Annotated in this window: 10 protein-coding genes; 2 read left to right on the top strand and 8 right to left on the bottom strand. The window is 49.7% G+C overall.

From position 1 onward, the window contains the following. Window positions 1-185: 185 nt before the first annotated feature. A complete protein-coding gene (locus tag MES37_RS14465; RefSeq protein WP_237931834.1) occupies window positions 186-1,736 on the bottom strand; it encodes a YdgA family protein in 1,551 nt (516 codons plus the stop codon). Window positions 1,737-1,870: 134 nt separating this feature from the next. Next, window positions 1,871-3,043, bottom strand: coding sequence for a mannose-6-phosphate isomerase (manA, locus tag MES37_RS14460; RefSeq protein ID WP_064547231.1), 1,173 nt, complete (start codon window positions 3,041-3,043; stop codon window positions 1,871-1,873). Between the two features lie 208 nt (window positions 3,044-3,251). Here manA and fumA point away from each other — a divergent pair, with 208 nt between their 5' ends. Together fumA and fumC are read left to right on the top strand one after the other, a co-directional pair. Then, the gene (gene fumA / locus MES37_RS14455) at window positions 3,252-4,898 is read left to right on the top strand and encodes a class I fumarate hydratase FumA (RefSeq protein WP_064547229.1); all 1,647 of its coding nucleotides are present in this window, start codon (window positions 3,252-3,254) and stop codon (window positions 4,896-4,898) included. Between the two features lie 51 nt (window positions 4,899-4,949). Continuing rightward, window positions 4,950-6,347, top strand: coding sequence for a class II fumarate hydratase (gene fumC, locus MES37_RS14450; RefSeq protein ID WP_237931832.1), 1,398 nt, complete (start codon window positions 4,950-4,952; stop codon window positions 6,345-6,347). A gap of 17 nt (window positions 6,348-6,364) precedes the next feature. Here fumC and tus read toward each other — a convergent pair whose 3' ends face one another. The 6 genes from tus to MES37_RS14420 form a co-directional block, all read right to left on the bottom strand. Then, window positions 6,365-7,294, bottom strand: coding sequence for a DNA replication terminus site-binding protein (gene tus, locus MES37_RS14445; RefSeq protein WP_133521351.1), 930 nt, complete (start codon window positions 7,292-7,294; stop codon window positions 6,365-6,367). Between the two features lie 274 nt (window positions 7,295-7,568). After that, on the bottom strand, window positions 7,569-8,858 hold the full coding sequence (gene rstB, locus MES37_RS14440) for a two-component system sensor histidine kinase RstB (RefSeq protein ID WP_237931831.1): 1,290 nt from the start codon (window positions 8,856-8,858) through the stop codon (window positions 7,569-7,571). Window positions 8,859-9,034: 176 nt separating this feature from the next. After that, a complete protein-coding gene (locus tag MES37_RS14435) occupies window positions 9,035-11,137 on the bottom strand; it encodes an EAL domain-containing protein (protein ID WP_237931829.1) in 2,103 nt (700 codons plus the stop codon). 331 nt (window positions 11,138-11,468) lie between these two features. Further along, window positions 11,469-12,197 (bottom strand): two-component system response regulator RstA, encoded by a 729-nt coding sequence (gene rstA / locus MES37_RS14430; RefSeq protein WP_237931827.1) that lies wholly within the window; start codon window positions 12,195-12,197, stop codon window positions 11,469-11,471. A 74-nt stretch (window positions 12,198-12,271) separates the two neighbouring features. Further along, entirely contained in the window at window positions 12,272-12,997 is a 726-nt protein-coding gene (folM, locus tag MES37_RS14425; RefSeq protein WP_237931826.1) for a dihydromonapterin reductase, read from the bottom strand. Window positions 12,998-13,014: 17 nt separating this feature from the next. Continuing rightward, entirely contained in the window at window positions 13,015-14,397 is a 1,383-nt protein-coding gene (locus MES37_RS14420; protein WP_121813337.1) for an amino acid permease, read from the bottom strand. Window positions 14,398-14,450 lie beyond the last annotated feature (53 nt).

The raw sequence follows: 14,450 nt of genomic DNA, 5'->3' as shown, positions 1-14,450 counted from the left end.
GATATGTGAGTAATGATTAATATTTTGGTATTTCTGGTGAAGTGCTAAGGCAAAGTGTTGAATTATATTTTGGAGAGCTTTGCCAACTCATTTTTTATTTTAAGTATCACTAACTTCATTCTTAACTAAATGGCTAGGAGATAAAAAAGCCTCCCGCAGGAGGCTCTATCAAACTAAACCAATACTTACTGTTGTGGAACCGCGGGAACCGCAGGCAGTGCTGGAACCGGTGGCACTTCCAGTTCAGGTGCTGGCTCGGCACCGGTATCTGGCAAACCAAACATGCCAAACAGTTCGCTCAGTGGCATTTTCTGGCCGTTCAACGTGACCTGACTATTGGAATATTGCAGGCTGGAAACCACGTTATTTCCGTCCATTGTGGTCACACGGAACATTTGCCCCATTGCGGCCATGCCTTTAATTTGTTGCTCGGCAAGTTTAGCGGCCTCGGCTGGCTGATACCCTTCAAGCTGTGCAATCTGAGTCATTAACTCTGTCGCCATATCCACTGGAATCACCAGCTTGCTATCGAGGGATTTCACCACGCGATTAATCTGTTCTTCCTGAGAGGTTGGCTCGCCAGTAGCGGTTGATGGGTCTTTCAGGAACAGCGAGAGGTTAAAGGTACTTTCGCCTTTGGCATTCTTCCAGCTCAACGGCGCAATGGTAATGACCGGATCGCCTTTCAACAACAGTGGCAGGTTAGCGGCAAACAGCTCAACAATTCGCTGCTGATAAATATCTGGATTTTTCGCCGTTGCCGGGTCTGCCAGCAGTTTTTGCGACTCAGCATTGTACAACTTGCTGAACTCTTGCACGGCTGCACCATCAAGGTTGCCAATTTTTACCGTCAATTTGCCGCTACCAAGATCTTTGCTCTGTACTTTGAGCGACTTCAGGGTGTAATCGATTTGACCAGAAAGATGTTTTTTATCTTCCTGCAATTCGGATTTGGCATCGATACCTAAACCTTCCACCACGGCCATCTCTTTGCCTTCGATGGAAACCGCGAGTTTGTCGATAGAACCTTTTTGGCTACCAATACGTTCGATAAATTCGCTACGGCTGCTATTGCCTTCGGTTTTGATGCCATTGAATGTCATCAGTACTTTTTGGCCATATTCGTTGGTGGTATTCACCAGGCCGCTTTGTGCTTCACCGCTGATAGCAATTTTGTCACCGTTACCATCGACATCCGCTTTGAATTGGCCGCCGCTGAAGGCCACTTTTTCATCGCCTTTAACGTAGTCCAGTGGCAGCAAATTGATATCTGAAGAGGTATCACCGCTATAGCCGATACGCGTTTGTGCATCAATAAATGACTGCCCTTTAGCGATATCAAATAAAGGTTTAGTGGTCGGGTTATTGACCAGCGTGGTGTGAACGGATGCCATGGCCGGCAGCAGATTGAATTTTTTCAGTTGTGCGAAGGGGAATGGGCCGTGATCAATAGTTTCATTGAATACGATACTTTGCTCAGGCCTGAGAATGGCACTGGTCACTCCTGCTTTCGGTTTGATAACTAACTGCATTGAGCTGTGGAACAGACCACGCTGATAGTCCTGGTAGCTTAGCGTTAAACCAGCTTCCGGTGAGGCTTTGTTCAATTCGGCGTTAGCGTTAGCCACCATCTCCGCCATGCGGCCTTCAAGCTGTTTACCGGTGTACCAGGCAGTACCTGTCCACACCACACCCAGAGCCACAATGACACCTACAGCAACCAGTGATTTTTTCATTCAGTCGTCGTCCATATAAAGTGCGTCTGCTGGTAGTCCTCCAGCAGACGATTGAAATGCCAACCGGCATTTAAGAAATCTATCCTGTGAAGCTTAGCAATCCTGAATTAAAAGATCAGTAAGTTACTTCAAACTCAGATTTTGGAATAGACGCGAGCCACACGGCCAACGCCGCTAATAGCAACCGGTGATTCTTCGGCGGAGATAAACGCCGACTCACCAGGTTTGAGTACCAGTTGCTGTTGGTCCTTGCTCAAGACTGCTTCGCCTTCGGTACAGAAAACGATGGCCGCACTGGTTTGCGCAAGCTCGGTCTTTTGCGCGCTGAGATCGTGCAAAGAGAACGCGAAGTCATCAACCGGAATAGGGAAGTCCAGTTCGTTTGCCAGTTTCACTGGCTGAGTTAACAACTCTGCCGCCGGTTTAGGTTCAAACTTCACGTTTGCGACCAGTTCAGGAATATCGATGTATTTTGGCGTCAGACCGGCACGCAGCACGTTATCGGAGTTCGCCATCACTTCCAGCGCCACACCCTTCAGGTAGGCATGCGGGGTTTCGGCAAACAGGAACATCGCTTCGCCTGGCTGCAATTTCACGACATTTAATAGCAATGGTGAGAACAAACCACTGTCATCCGGGTAGAACTCAGAAATCACCCGAATGGTTTCCCATGGCTCACCCTGTTGATTATTAAGAGCGGCTTTCAATACGCCCAACGCAAGGGACTTTTCATCACCTTTCATATTCAGCAAGCTGGCGAAAAGCTGTGACAAACATTCAGCATCAGGCTGTTGTAAGAAGTGAGCGATGGCAGGATGTGCACCGGAAACTGGCTGCAAAAGCGAGACAATATCAGCAAATTCGCGGAAGGCGTTCATGGCGAGGAACGGCGTTAAGGCAAACACCAGTTCAGGTTTATGGTTTGGATCTTTGTAGTTACGCTCAGCAGCATCTAACGGGATGCCTGCCGCGTTCTCTTTGGCAAAACCTAACTCAGATGCTTTCTTGTTAGGATGCACCTGGATGGAAAGCGGTTGATCGGCACACAGCACTTTAAAGAGGAAAGGTAACTCACCAAAACGCTCTGCAACGGCCTTGCCCAGCAGTGCGGGTTTGTTCGCATCAATCACATCACGCAGTGAACGCGCCTGACCATTATCAAGAATTCTTGAGCTGCTTTTCGGGTGTGCACCCATCCACAGTTCTGCCATTGGCAGATTTTGCGGATTTTGCACACTATAAAGTTCCGTTAACGCAGTTTTACTTCCCCATGCGTAGTTTTGCACTGAGTTGATCAGTTTTTGCATTATCAAGCCCTGTAGTAATGTAGATAAAGTTCCGGCTATTAAACCAATTATCTGTGATGAAGTAACCTGGGGAGTAAAAAGTCGTATTAGTCTCAGTTTTTGTTAAAAAACTGTGTAGCATATTGTGATTCATTTTTAACACGGTGCAGGTTTACTGTACCCGAAGCCATAAATAGTTAACGTAGCTAATGTCGTAAGTGAGAGAACAATGCCGAACAAAGCCTTTCATTATCAAGAGCCGTTCCCGTTAAAAAAAGATGAAACTGAATACTACTTGCTAAGCAGTGATTATGTTTCAGTGTCGGAGTTCGAAGGGCAGGAAGTCCTGAAAGTTGACCCCAAAGCCCTCACGTTACTGACCCAACACGCCTTCCACGATGCCTCGTTTATGTTGCGCCCGGCCCATCAGCAGCAAGTGGCCGATATCCTCAATGATCCTGAAGCCAGCGAAAACGATAAGTACGTCGCGTTGCAATTCCTGCGTAACTCTGAAATCGCCGCCAAAGGTATCTTGCCGACCTGCCAGGATACCGGTACGGCGATAATCATGGGTAAAAAAGGCCAACGTGTCTGGACAGGTGGCGGCGATGAAGAAGCGCTGTCTCGCGGCGTCTACAACACCTTTATTGAAGATAACCTGCGCTACTCGCAAAACGCGGCGCTGGATATGTACCAGGAGGTGAACACCGGCACCAACCTGCCAGCACAAATCGATCTTTATACTGTCGATGGTGACGAATACAAATTCCTCTGTGTCGCCAAAGGTGGCGGTTCAGCTAACAAAACCTATCTGTATCAGGAAACTAAGGCGCTGCTGAGTCCTGGCCGTCTGAAAGATTACCTGGTCGATAAAATGCGCAGCCTCGGTACTGCCGCGTGTCCGCCATACCATGTCGCGTTTGTGATTGGTGGCACTTCAGCTGAAGCCACGCTGAAAACAGTCAAACTAGCATCAACCAAATACTATGACGGACTGCCGACCGAAGGTAACGAACACGGGCAGGCCTTCCGCGATGTTCAGCTTGAAGAAGAGTTGCTCAAAGAAGCGCAGAATCTGGGGTTAGGTGCGCAGTTTGGTGGCAAATATTTCGCGCATGACATCCGCGTTGTGCGTTTGCCGCGCCACGGGGCATCATGCCCGGTAGGGATGGGCGTTTCTTGCTCCGCCGACCGCAACATTAAAGCCAAGATTAACCGTGACGGTATCTGGATCGAGAAACTCGAGCACAATCCTGGCAAGTTCATTCCACAAGAACTGCGCCAGGCGGGGGAAGGCGAGGCGATTAAAGTCGACCTGAATCGCCCAATGAGCGAGATCCTCAAGCAGCTATCGCAATACCCGGTTTCTACCCGTCTTTCTTTAAGCGGCACGATAATTGTGGCGCGTGACATCGCCCACGCTAAACTCAAAGAGCGTATCGACAACGGCGAAGGGTTGCCGCAATACATTAAAGATCATCCGGTGTATTACGCGGGGCCTGCCAAAACGCCAGAAGGTTATGCGTCGGGTTCCCTCGGGCCGACAACCGCCGGGCGCATGGACTCTTATGTCGATCTATTGCAAGCCAACGGCGGCAGCATGGTGATGCTGGCGAAAGGTAACCGTAGCCAACAAGTGACGGATGCCTGCCATAAACACGGTGGTTTCTATCTTGGCAGTATCGGCGGCCCGGCAGCGGTTCTGGCGCAGCAAAGCATCAAGAGCCTCGACTGCGTTGAGTATGCTGAGCTGGGGATGGAAGCTATCTGGAAAATCGAAGTCGAAGACTTCCCAGCCTTTATTCTGGTCGATGACAAGGGCAATGACTTCTTCCAGAAAATACACGCTTCGCAATGTACGCGATGCGTGAAGTAGACCACTCAAGCCGCCCATAAGGGCGGTTTTTTTTGCTCAAAGGAGAATGAAATGGTAGCCGTTCGTAGTGAAAAAGACTCAATGGGCTCAATTGACGTCCCGGCAGATAAACTGTGGGGCGCACAAACTCAGCGCTCTCTTGAGCACTTCCGCATTTCCACTGAAAAAATGCCAACTGCACTGATCCAGGCGCTGGCATTAACCAAGCGGGCAGCCGCGAAGGTGAATATGGATTTGGGCCTGTTGGTGGCTGAGCGCGGCAACGCCATCATCAACGCGGCTGATGAAGTGCTGGCAGGTAAACACCCGGATGAATTCCCGTTAGCCATCTGGCAAACCGGCTCTGGTACCCAGAGCAACATGAATATGAACGAAGTACTGGCAAACCGCGCGAGTGAAATTCTCGGTGGTGTGCGCGGCATGGAGCGTAAAGTTCACCCCAACGACGACGTGAATAAAAGCCAAAGTTCGAACGACGTTTTCCCAACGGCTATGCACGTTGCGGCGGTGATTGCGCTGCGCGAACAACTTATCCCGCAATTGAACGTGCTGAAAGCAACGTTGCACAGCAAAGCCGAAGCCTTCCGTGACATCGTCAAAATTGGCCGTACCCATTTACAAGATGCCACACCGTTAACCCTCGGCCAGGAGATTTCCGGCTGGGTAGCGATGCTTGAGCACAATCTTAAGCATGTCGAGAACAGCTTGCCGCATGTTGCGGAGCTGGCGCTGGGTGGGACAGCAGTGGGAACCGGGCTGAATACGCACCCTGAATATGCCGTTCGCGTAGCCAAAGAACTGGCTGAAATTACCGGGCAACCGTTTATCACCGCGCCGAATAAATTCGAAGCGCTGGCAACCTGCGATGCGCTGGTGCATGCCCATGGCGCATTAAAAGGGCTGGCGGCGTCACTGATGAAAATTGCCAACGACGTGCGTTGGTTGTCCTCTGGGCCGCGCTGCGGGATTGGTGAAATCGCGATTCCTGAGAACGAACCGGGCAGTTCAATTATGCCAGGCAAAGTTAACCCAACGCAGTGCGAAGCGATGACGATGCTGTGTTGCCAGGTGATGGGCAACGATGTGGCTGTGAATATCGGCGGCGCATCGGGCAATTTTGAGCTTAACGTCTACCGCCCGATGGTGATTCACAACTTCTTGCAATCGGTGCGTTTGTTGGCCGATGGCATGGAAAGTTTTAACGAGCATTGCGCGGTAGGCATCGAGCCGAACCGTGACCGAATCGCCCAACTGCTGAATGAATCGCTGATGCTGGTGACGGCGCTCAATACACACATTGGCTACGACAAAGCGGCGGAAATTGCCAAGAAAGCCCATAAAGAAGGGCTGACACTGAAGGCATCAGCGTTAAAGCTCGGTTATCTCAGCGAAGACGAATTTGACGCCTGGGTGCGTCCGGAAGAGATGGTCGGCAGTATGAAACAGTAAGCTTTACTGCGCCTGCCTCACTCTTCGCAATACAGATGCAGGCGCGGGATCACCAGCCGTAACGGTTGCGCATCCGGCTTATAACGATGGCGGATATTCTGCGCATCATAATTGAGTAACTCCCCGATTTCAGGCGGCATTTCGCCATTGTCAGAATTGCACAATACAATCAGCGGTGAAGGGCAGGCATGTTGCACCTGTTTTTTGCGTGCCTGATACCATGCGCGAGCCACAGGCTGCACCTTGACGGGACGTTTAATTTTCAGGCGCACGTTATCCGACAGGCGACTGATGTCATTGAGCTCGCGGGTAATTTGTTCGGCCCATTGTTCGCGGGTATACGGCGGCACAGCGCGATTCGCTTTCAGGCTCTTCTCCAGTATCTCGATCACCTCACGCCGGGAATAGTTTTTGATGATTTGCTTATTCGCCCAGCCAAAATTGAGCGTGTCCGGGTTTTCCAACAGCGTGATGGTGCGATAGGCGTTGAGCGTAATCAGTCCTGGCAGTTGGCGGTGTACCCACTCAAAACGCTGCACGCTGGCTAAACCTGATTCCACACTGACAATATTTTCAAACTCTTGTTTGTGCTGATTAATTCGCTGAATCAGTTCTCGTGTTTGCTCGCGATCCTGCTCGTTTACCTGATAACAAACCGCACCCGGTAGGCGCACAGCGGCCTTACTGCTGGTTTTTTCCGACTGCTGCTGGATAAACAGGCGAGTAAAGTGGGAAAGGGTGGCCTGGTGCGCGGTTTTACCGAGTAGTTGCGTGACCTCAATTTTGGTCACCGCATCGTGCTCTTTCCCTTTATCTACCGTAGGGAGCGGGAAAACACGGCCAACCAATAATCGATAACTCTCGAGATGTTCACGTAATTGATGCAGGTCGCGCTCGATCTCACGAAAGGTATTGTTCAGGCGTTCAATCAAATCATATTTAGCCATTTCGCCATCCATTAGTTACAACATACTAATTGATTTATAACATAGGGAGATGAACCTGACCATCGGCGTGGTAATGGTCAGGCAGGTGACAATGGATTTTTAGCAGGGTGGCGTCATTGAAGCTAATGGCTGGGGGGACTGAGACTGATGACAAACCTTTTTCACAGGTCGGATAAGCGCAGCGCCATCCGACACTTTTATCTGTAACAACAGGCGAAAATGGTGGATGACGCTATCGCTTATCCACCCTACAAAACCTGTTTAGTGACCTTTGTCAGCAGTCTGATTCGGTTTTTATCGGCCAGCTAAAGCGGAAGCGAGCACCACCCAGAGCACCGCTATCCACCACCACCGATCCTTCCATCGCAGTGGCAACGGAGTGCACAATCGCCAGCCCTAATCCACATCCGCCCGTGGCACGGTCGCGGCTAGGATCGAGGCGCACGAACGGCTCAAATACTCGCTCGCGTTCTTCGGCTGGAATACCGGGGCCATCGTCTTCGACTTGCAAAATTGCGGTTTTGTTATCGCGCCACAGGCTGATGCGCAGTTTCTCTTTGCTGTAACGCAGCGCGTTGTTGACCAGATTATCGGTCACGCGCTCCATCAGGCGCAGGTCTATCAGGCCAAAATCACCGGCGGCTGGCGTATCCAGCAAAATAGTGAGCTGCGGATGAATGATTCTGACATCGGCAATATGTTCATCAAGCCAGCGGGGGACATCCATGCTTGCCAGTTGCAGCTCCGTTTGCGGGCGGTCGAGGCGTGCGTAAGTGAGAAGTTCTTCAATCAGTGCTTCGAGTTGGCCAATATCACGGTTCAGCGCCAGTGACTCTGCTTGCGTCAGGTTGTCACTCATCTCAAGGCGATAACGCAAACGCACCAGCGGCGTGCGCAGCTCATGGGCAATCCCGTCAATCAACATTTTCTTACTGGCAATTTGGGCGTTGATACTGTCAGCCATTTGGTTAAATGCGACACCTAATCTCTCGAAACTGGAAGCGCTGTCGAAATGAATACGCTCATCAAGATACCCGGCACCTAACCGCTGCGCGGCGGTTTCCAGTTTGAGCATGTCCTTCCAGTGCGGACGCATCCAGATAAACACCGGGAAGGCGAGGGAAATGGCAATAAACGCCATGAGCGCGACGTCCAGCAGACGCATCTGGTGCAAGAAAAAGAGATAAGGAATAGGGCCGACGGCCAGAACGTAATGGCTGCGAGGAATACGCTGAATAAAAGTGTATTCATCGTCGAGAGCGACGATTTCACCGGCACGCAGGTGGCGCATCGTCATGTCATCAAGCTTGAATTTTTCAAGCGGCTCGATGTGCAGTTTAAAGGACAAGTTGAGGTCGAGATCTTTAATGGTTTTGTTCCAGTCACGCGGCGGGATTTCGCGTAACTCGCTACGCATCAAGTACAGCGAGCTTTTCATTAAATCATCAAGCGACTGGCGGCCGGCCCGTTCGGCAGTGAATTTGTACACCAGGCCAACCAGCATGGTCATCACCAGGAAGCAGACGAACAGTAAGAGATAGAACTGAATAAATAGCTTTTTCAACGAAAATCACCGGTTTATCAGATTATGAGAGCTGCTTCCTGTCAGGCAGGAGTGCGACGAGGACAAGCGGGACGGCGTGTTCTTGCCCCATCTGGCTGGCTATGTAAGCAGGGTTTGCCCCTGCTGACAATATCCGGCATCTAATCTGGCATGTAAACTCAGGGGAAATGTCTGAATTACACCGTGGCGGCAACCGATTGGTGGGTGGGGCTCATCGGTTTGTGCTGTTCTGCCAGCAACTGGCAAACGGCATTGCCTGGTAAAGGGCGGTGGAATAAAAACCCCTGACACAGCTCGATTCCTGCTTCTTGCACTTGCTCTAACTCTTGCGCTGTTTCAACGCCTTCAATCAGGATCTCACACTGAATAACTGTGCATAATTTCACGACTTGTTGCAGGAAGCAAAATCCATCTGGCTTGGCTAAACCCAGCACCATGGAGCGATCCAGCTTAATTTTATCCAGCGGATAGCGGGTCAGATAATGCAACGTGGAATATCCTGAGCCAAAGTCGTCGAGGGCAATTTTGATTCCCAGTCTGCGCATTTTATCCAGTACTTCGGCAACGCGTACCGGTTCCTGCACCTTTTGCGACTCGGTAATTTCGAATTCCAGTTGCCATCCAGTGGGTAGCGGTTTAGCCATCACTTTACGGACGATATTGAGCAGCCGGTAGTCGATCAGCGTCTGCGGTGAAATATTGACCGAGAGCGTCATGTTTTCGGCATCAGACATATGTTCGCGAACGTAATCCAGTGCGTGCTCCATGACCCAGAAATCAATCTCCGGCATCATGCTGGTGCGCTCATAGTATTTCAGGAAAACGGGAGGGGTAATCTTGCCATCATCGCTCTGGTGGCGCAGCAACACTTCAAGGGCGACGATTTTCCGGTCTGTAAGACGAACCTGTGGCTGGAAATAGAGGATGAACTGACCGCTGGTTTGCAATTTCTCAATTTTCCGCTGGGCTTCGATATAGCTATTTTGCTCAACCACATGGCTGTAATTGGGCACCATTTCAAAATCAGTCGGTTGGTTGATTTTCATCTCGCCAGTCAGTAAATCGAGATCGGTATTATCAGCAGTGGATTGTTTTAATGAGCTTTTGACGAAAGGGCGATAAATGATCACGCCAAGAGCAAGCAACAGCAGATAAAGCAGCACCGCAACCGGCGAGTGGCCGCTGGCTAGCCACACTTTTAGCGGCCCAGGTGTTGACCAACTGACGATTTCTGAAATCCGTGGAATGAGTTCCATATACGTCGCGCCATAGGCCACCAGATAGGCGGATAACGGTGTCAGGACGAACGGAATGATCATCACTGGGTTGAGGACAATCGGGAAGCCAAAAATCAGCGGTTCATTGATGTTAAACAATGCCATCGGAGCGGCAACGCTCAGCAAGCGACGGTGCTGGTTTTTTTTTTGCATCAAAATGCAGATAATCAGGCTTAGCGTATTTCCGGTACCACCAGAATTACACCACATATCATAAAACACCGGGCTGAGAATATTGAGTGCGCTATGTCCGGCATGCCATTCACTGATATTGACTTTAGCCGCGGCAGTAAATGCGACATCAATGTCCATAAATAGATAATAACCATGCAGGCCAAAGAACCATGGCACACTGCGTAACAGTACATACAAAATACCGTGTAGAAAATCTGTCGGATAAAAATACAGCGACAAACTGCTGAAGAAATTCATCGTATTCGTGACATAGATTTCAGCACCTAATTTTATTACGCTGCTGAACAGGGCGATAATTCCCAATGTGACAAAAAAGGAGATAATCGTAATATTATTGTTATCTTTCCATTGCCGAATTTTTAGCAGGTTTTTGCTGACGACTTCTTGTAATACATTACCTATAATTCCGGATGCCAGAGCCATGGGAATACTGATGTCGAGGAAAAACTGGGCATTGTCATCAAGTATACGGCGGAAGATCATCAGGGTGCTGATACTGAGCGCGATACAATAAATTTGTGAAAGCCGGTTTCTCACTGCCCAGTGCACCGCGATATAGATGTTCATCACCAGCGGTGCCAGAGACAGGAAACCGATCTGCAACTGCATGAACCACACCGCGGCGTTGTTGAAGCCTGCAGTGTCACAAATTACGGAAGCGGTAATCACCAGCCCGCGAACAATCGAAAGAGGAACTATCGCCATCGTGCTGGCGATAATGGCATTGGCATAGCGATTATTTAATAACTTAATTTGGCTATTATTTAAACGGCACAGCAGGTTGTTGTGAAGCCACTCTTTTATCACAAAATCACCTAAAGCAATGATGGCTATTAATAGTTTTTTTACATGGATGATCGAGGGCGCTGAATCAGAGTTTTTATGTTTATGCCATCGAAAAATATAGTCATATTTCTACAATTAATGGTGCTGGTTATATCCAAAAATAAACACATGCGCTAAAGTTATTCTCGCTAATTTATTTTAAAAAACGTGTTTTGTCTTGAATAAAACAAATTCAGAGGGAATCTATCATAACTGAGGTTATTATTTCTATGCGAGCGAGTATTAAATTTGGCCACCTGAATTTAATTCATCATCAAATCAGGTGGCTCACACTATAACGGGTATAAAACTTTCAGACTTCGCTTTCCCACGCATGCGGGGCAAATAAATAACCTTTATTGCGCACGGTTTTTATTCTGAAGGGTTCCGTCGCGCTATCGTAGAGTTTCTTTCTCAAGCGGGAAATGGCGACATCAACGCTGCGATCTAAGCCGTCATAAGTCACGCCACGCAGGTTTTTCAGCAAGGCATCGCGGTCCATGATTTGTCCCGCGTGGGTAGCCAGTTCCCATAGCAAATCGAAATCAGCCGTTGAGAGCGTGATATTTTCGCTACCCAGCGTCACCTGGCGGTTTACCGGGTCAATACACAACGTGCCAAAGCGCATCGCTTTGTGAGGTTTAAGCGCATTAGAGCTACTTTCGACGGTTTGCTGTGCTGAAACGCGCTGGCGCAGATGAAGGCGCAGACGCGCTAACAGAACGGCTGGCGGAGTAGTTTTAAGAATATAATCGTTGGCACCCATTTCGAGCGACAATATATGGTTCATATCGCTGTCGAGTGAGGTGAGCAACACAATCGGGCCATCCCATTGCGGGCGTAAATCACGGCATAACGTCATGCCGTCTTTGCCTGGTAGCATCACATCCAGCAGGACAAGGTCCGGGCACTGCTGCGCAATCGTCGCTTCGGCGCGATCGCCACGGCTTTCGACAATAACGTCAATGTCATGTTTGCCGAGGTAAGCGGCAATTAACGCTCCTACTTCTGGATCGTCTTCTACGTATACGATTTTATTCATGGCCAGCGCATCAAATCAAAAGGAAAACATACCCTGGTTCTGGGGGCAAAACCATATATGACGGGTAAACGGATTTATCGAAGCGGGCGGCCGCCATCAACGGCATGTGTCCGGCCAGTGACGTATTGGCTGCTGAGCAGATAATCGACCAAAGCAATTATTTCCTGCTCGCCAGGGGCGATTTTCATCAGTGATTTGTTGAGCGCCTCTTGACGGTACTGCGCATCGTCATGGTCGTTGAACATAATCATTGCCGGTGCAATGGCATTCACCTTCACCTCAGGTGCCAGCTTACGGGCAAAAGAACGCGTCAGATTATCCAGCGCGGCTTTACTGGCGGCATAGGCGATATGCTTGTCGCTCCCGCGTTCGACGACATAATCGGTGAAATGAATAATGTCGGCACTGGCATGACCACGCCCGCGCAGCAATGGTTCAAGAAGATGATTGAGTAAATAGGGCGTATTGACGTGAATTTGCAGCATCGCTGCCAGAGTCGCGGCGGGAGATAAATCGGGCGACTCGGCAAGCCAGGCACTGGCGTTATGCACAATGGCGCGCAAGCCAGCGCAATGCTGCTTCACGGCATCAGCAAACTGCGTAATGCCGTCATTGCTCGAAAAGTCCCCGTACAAACAAACCGCTCCAGCTTGTTCAAGCTCATCTACCGCAGCATAACGCGTGCGGTAGCTGATGATTACGGGTTGTTGCTGAGCCAAAAAGTGTCGTGCTAATGCCAGGCCAATTCGTTTACCGGCACCGGTAATCAAAACAGGACGAGCAGATGATGTAATCCCCATCGACGACTCCTTGTTAGTTACTTCACCAGTACCCATGTCGCCGGAAACGCAGCTACCAGCATCAAGATAATTACCGATTTTTCTTTGAGATTCAGCCCAATATCATGCGTATGGGTGCTGCGAGTGTACATAAAGACTAATAAACCCGGCGCATACAATACCACTGAAAGCAGCAGGTGCATCGGGCCTGACGCATAAAGTAACCATAAGCCATAAATACAGGCTCCCAGACCAATCGCCTTATGCAGCGGTCGGGTTGAGATTTTCAGCAAAAAGGCGCCAACCAGGAAATAGGGTACCAGAATCATTTCTGAAGCGATGGTTAAAAGGGTGTTGTAATCCGAACCGGTCAACCAAATCAACACCAGGCAAATTTGCACGCTGATGTTGGTCAGCCACAGGGATGCGGATGGCGCGTTATTTTTGTTCTGACGGGCAAAAATTTTCGGGAATGCTTTGTGCGTTGCAGCGAGGAACGGGACTTCAGCCGCCATTATCGTCCAGCTAAGATAAGCGCCGCATACCGAAACAATCAGCCCTGCGGCGATAATAATTTCACCCCATGGCCCCATCATTTCGACCATCAAGCCTGCCATCGACGGGTTGCGCATGCCAGCAAGTTCCGGACGTGCAATCACACCCAGAGAAAGCAACGTTACCAGCAGGTAAACGCATAATGCGGCAACTACTGCCAACAATGTGGCGCGGCCAACGTCATTTTTATTACGCGCTCGAGCGGAAACCACCACGGCACCTTCCACACCAATAAATACCCACAAGGTAATAAGCATGGTGTTTTTGACCTGTTCCCAAACCGGAACACCCAGCGCAATCCCGCTGAAATCAAGGCTAAAAGTGGAGAGTTTAAAGGCTATCGCCGCCAGCACCACAAACAAACCTAGCGGTATCAATTTTGCCAATGTGGCGACCAGATTGATGCTGGCTGCGGTTTGTACGCCACGCAAAACCAGGAAATGCACCATCCACAGCAAGACAGATGCACCAACAATCGATTGCCACGTATTACCATCACCAAACAGGCGTAATTCTGGCGTATCGGTGAAGAAACTTAACGCCGAGAAAACGATAACCAAATATGAAACGTTGGCGATGACGGCGCAAAGCCAGTAACCCCAGGCAGAAAAGAAACCAATCAACTCGCCAAAGCCTTCACGTGCATAAGTAAAAATCCCGCCATCGAGATCCGGACGCAAACGGGTCAATACCAGCATTGCCAGTGCCAGCAGTAAAATACCAGCACCCGTGATGGCCCAACCGATCAGCAAAGCTGCCGGGCTAGCCACACTCGCCATATTTTGCGGCAGGCTAAAAACACCAGCACCGAGCATTGAACTCAAAACTAATGCCGTTAATGCAGCGAGGCCAAGCTTCTTTTCCATTGCAGTCCTGTAATTTTCCAATTAGAGCCAGAATAATTATTATGCTTTTGTGC

This window comes from Buttiauxella sp. S19-1, assembly GCF_022134725.1.
GTDB lineage: Bacteria > Pseudomonadota > Gammaproteobacteria > Enterobacterales > Enterobacteriaceae > Buttiauxella > Buttiauxella ferragutiae.
This window is presented reverse-complemented; position numbering and strand designations above follow the sequence as displayed.

Coding starts and splice junctions, on each gene's coding strand:
- fumA (WP_064547229.1), top strand. CDS start 3,252: ATGCCGAACAAAGCCTTTCATTATCAAGAGCCGTTCCCGTTAAAAAAA.
- manA (WP_064547231.1), bottom strand. CDS start 3,043: ATGCAAAAACTGATCAACTCAGTGCAAAACTACGCATGGGGAAGTAAA.
- folM (WP_237931826.1), bottom strand. CDS start 12,997: ATGGGGATTACATCATCTGCTCGTCCTGTTTTGATTACCGGTGCCGGT.
- fumC (WP_237931832.1), top strand. CDS start 4,950: ATGGTAGCCGTTCGTAGTGAAAAAGACTCAATGGGCTCAATTGACGTC.
- tus (WP_133521351.1), bottom strand. CDS start 7,294: ATGGCTAAATATGATTTGATTGAACGCCTGAACAATACCTTTCGTGAG.
- rstA (WP_237931827.1), bottom strand. CDS start 12,197: ATGAATAAAATCGTATACGTAGAAGACGATCCAGAAGTAGGAGCGTTA.
- MES37_RS14420 (WP_121813337.1), bottom strand. CDS start 14,397: ATGGAAAAGAAGCTTGGCCTCGCTGCATTAACGGCATTAGTTTTGAGT.
- MES37_RS14465 (WP_237931834.1), bottom strand. CDS start 1,736: ATGAAAAAATCACTGGTTGCTGTAGGTGTCATTGTGGCTCTGGGTGTG.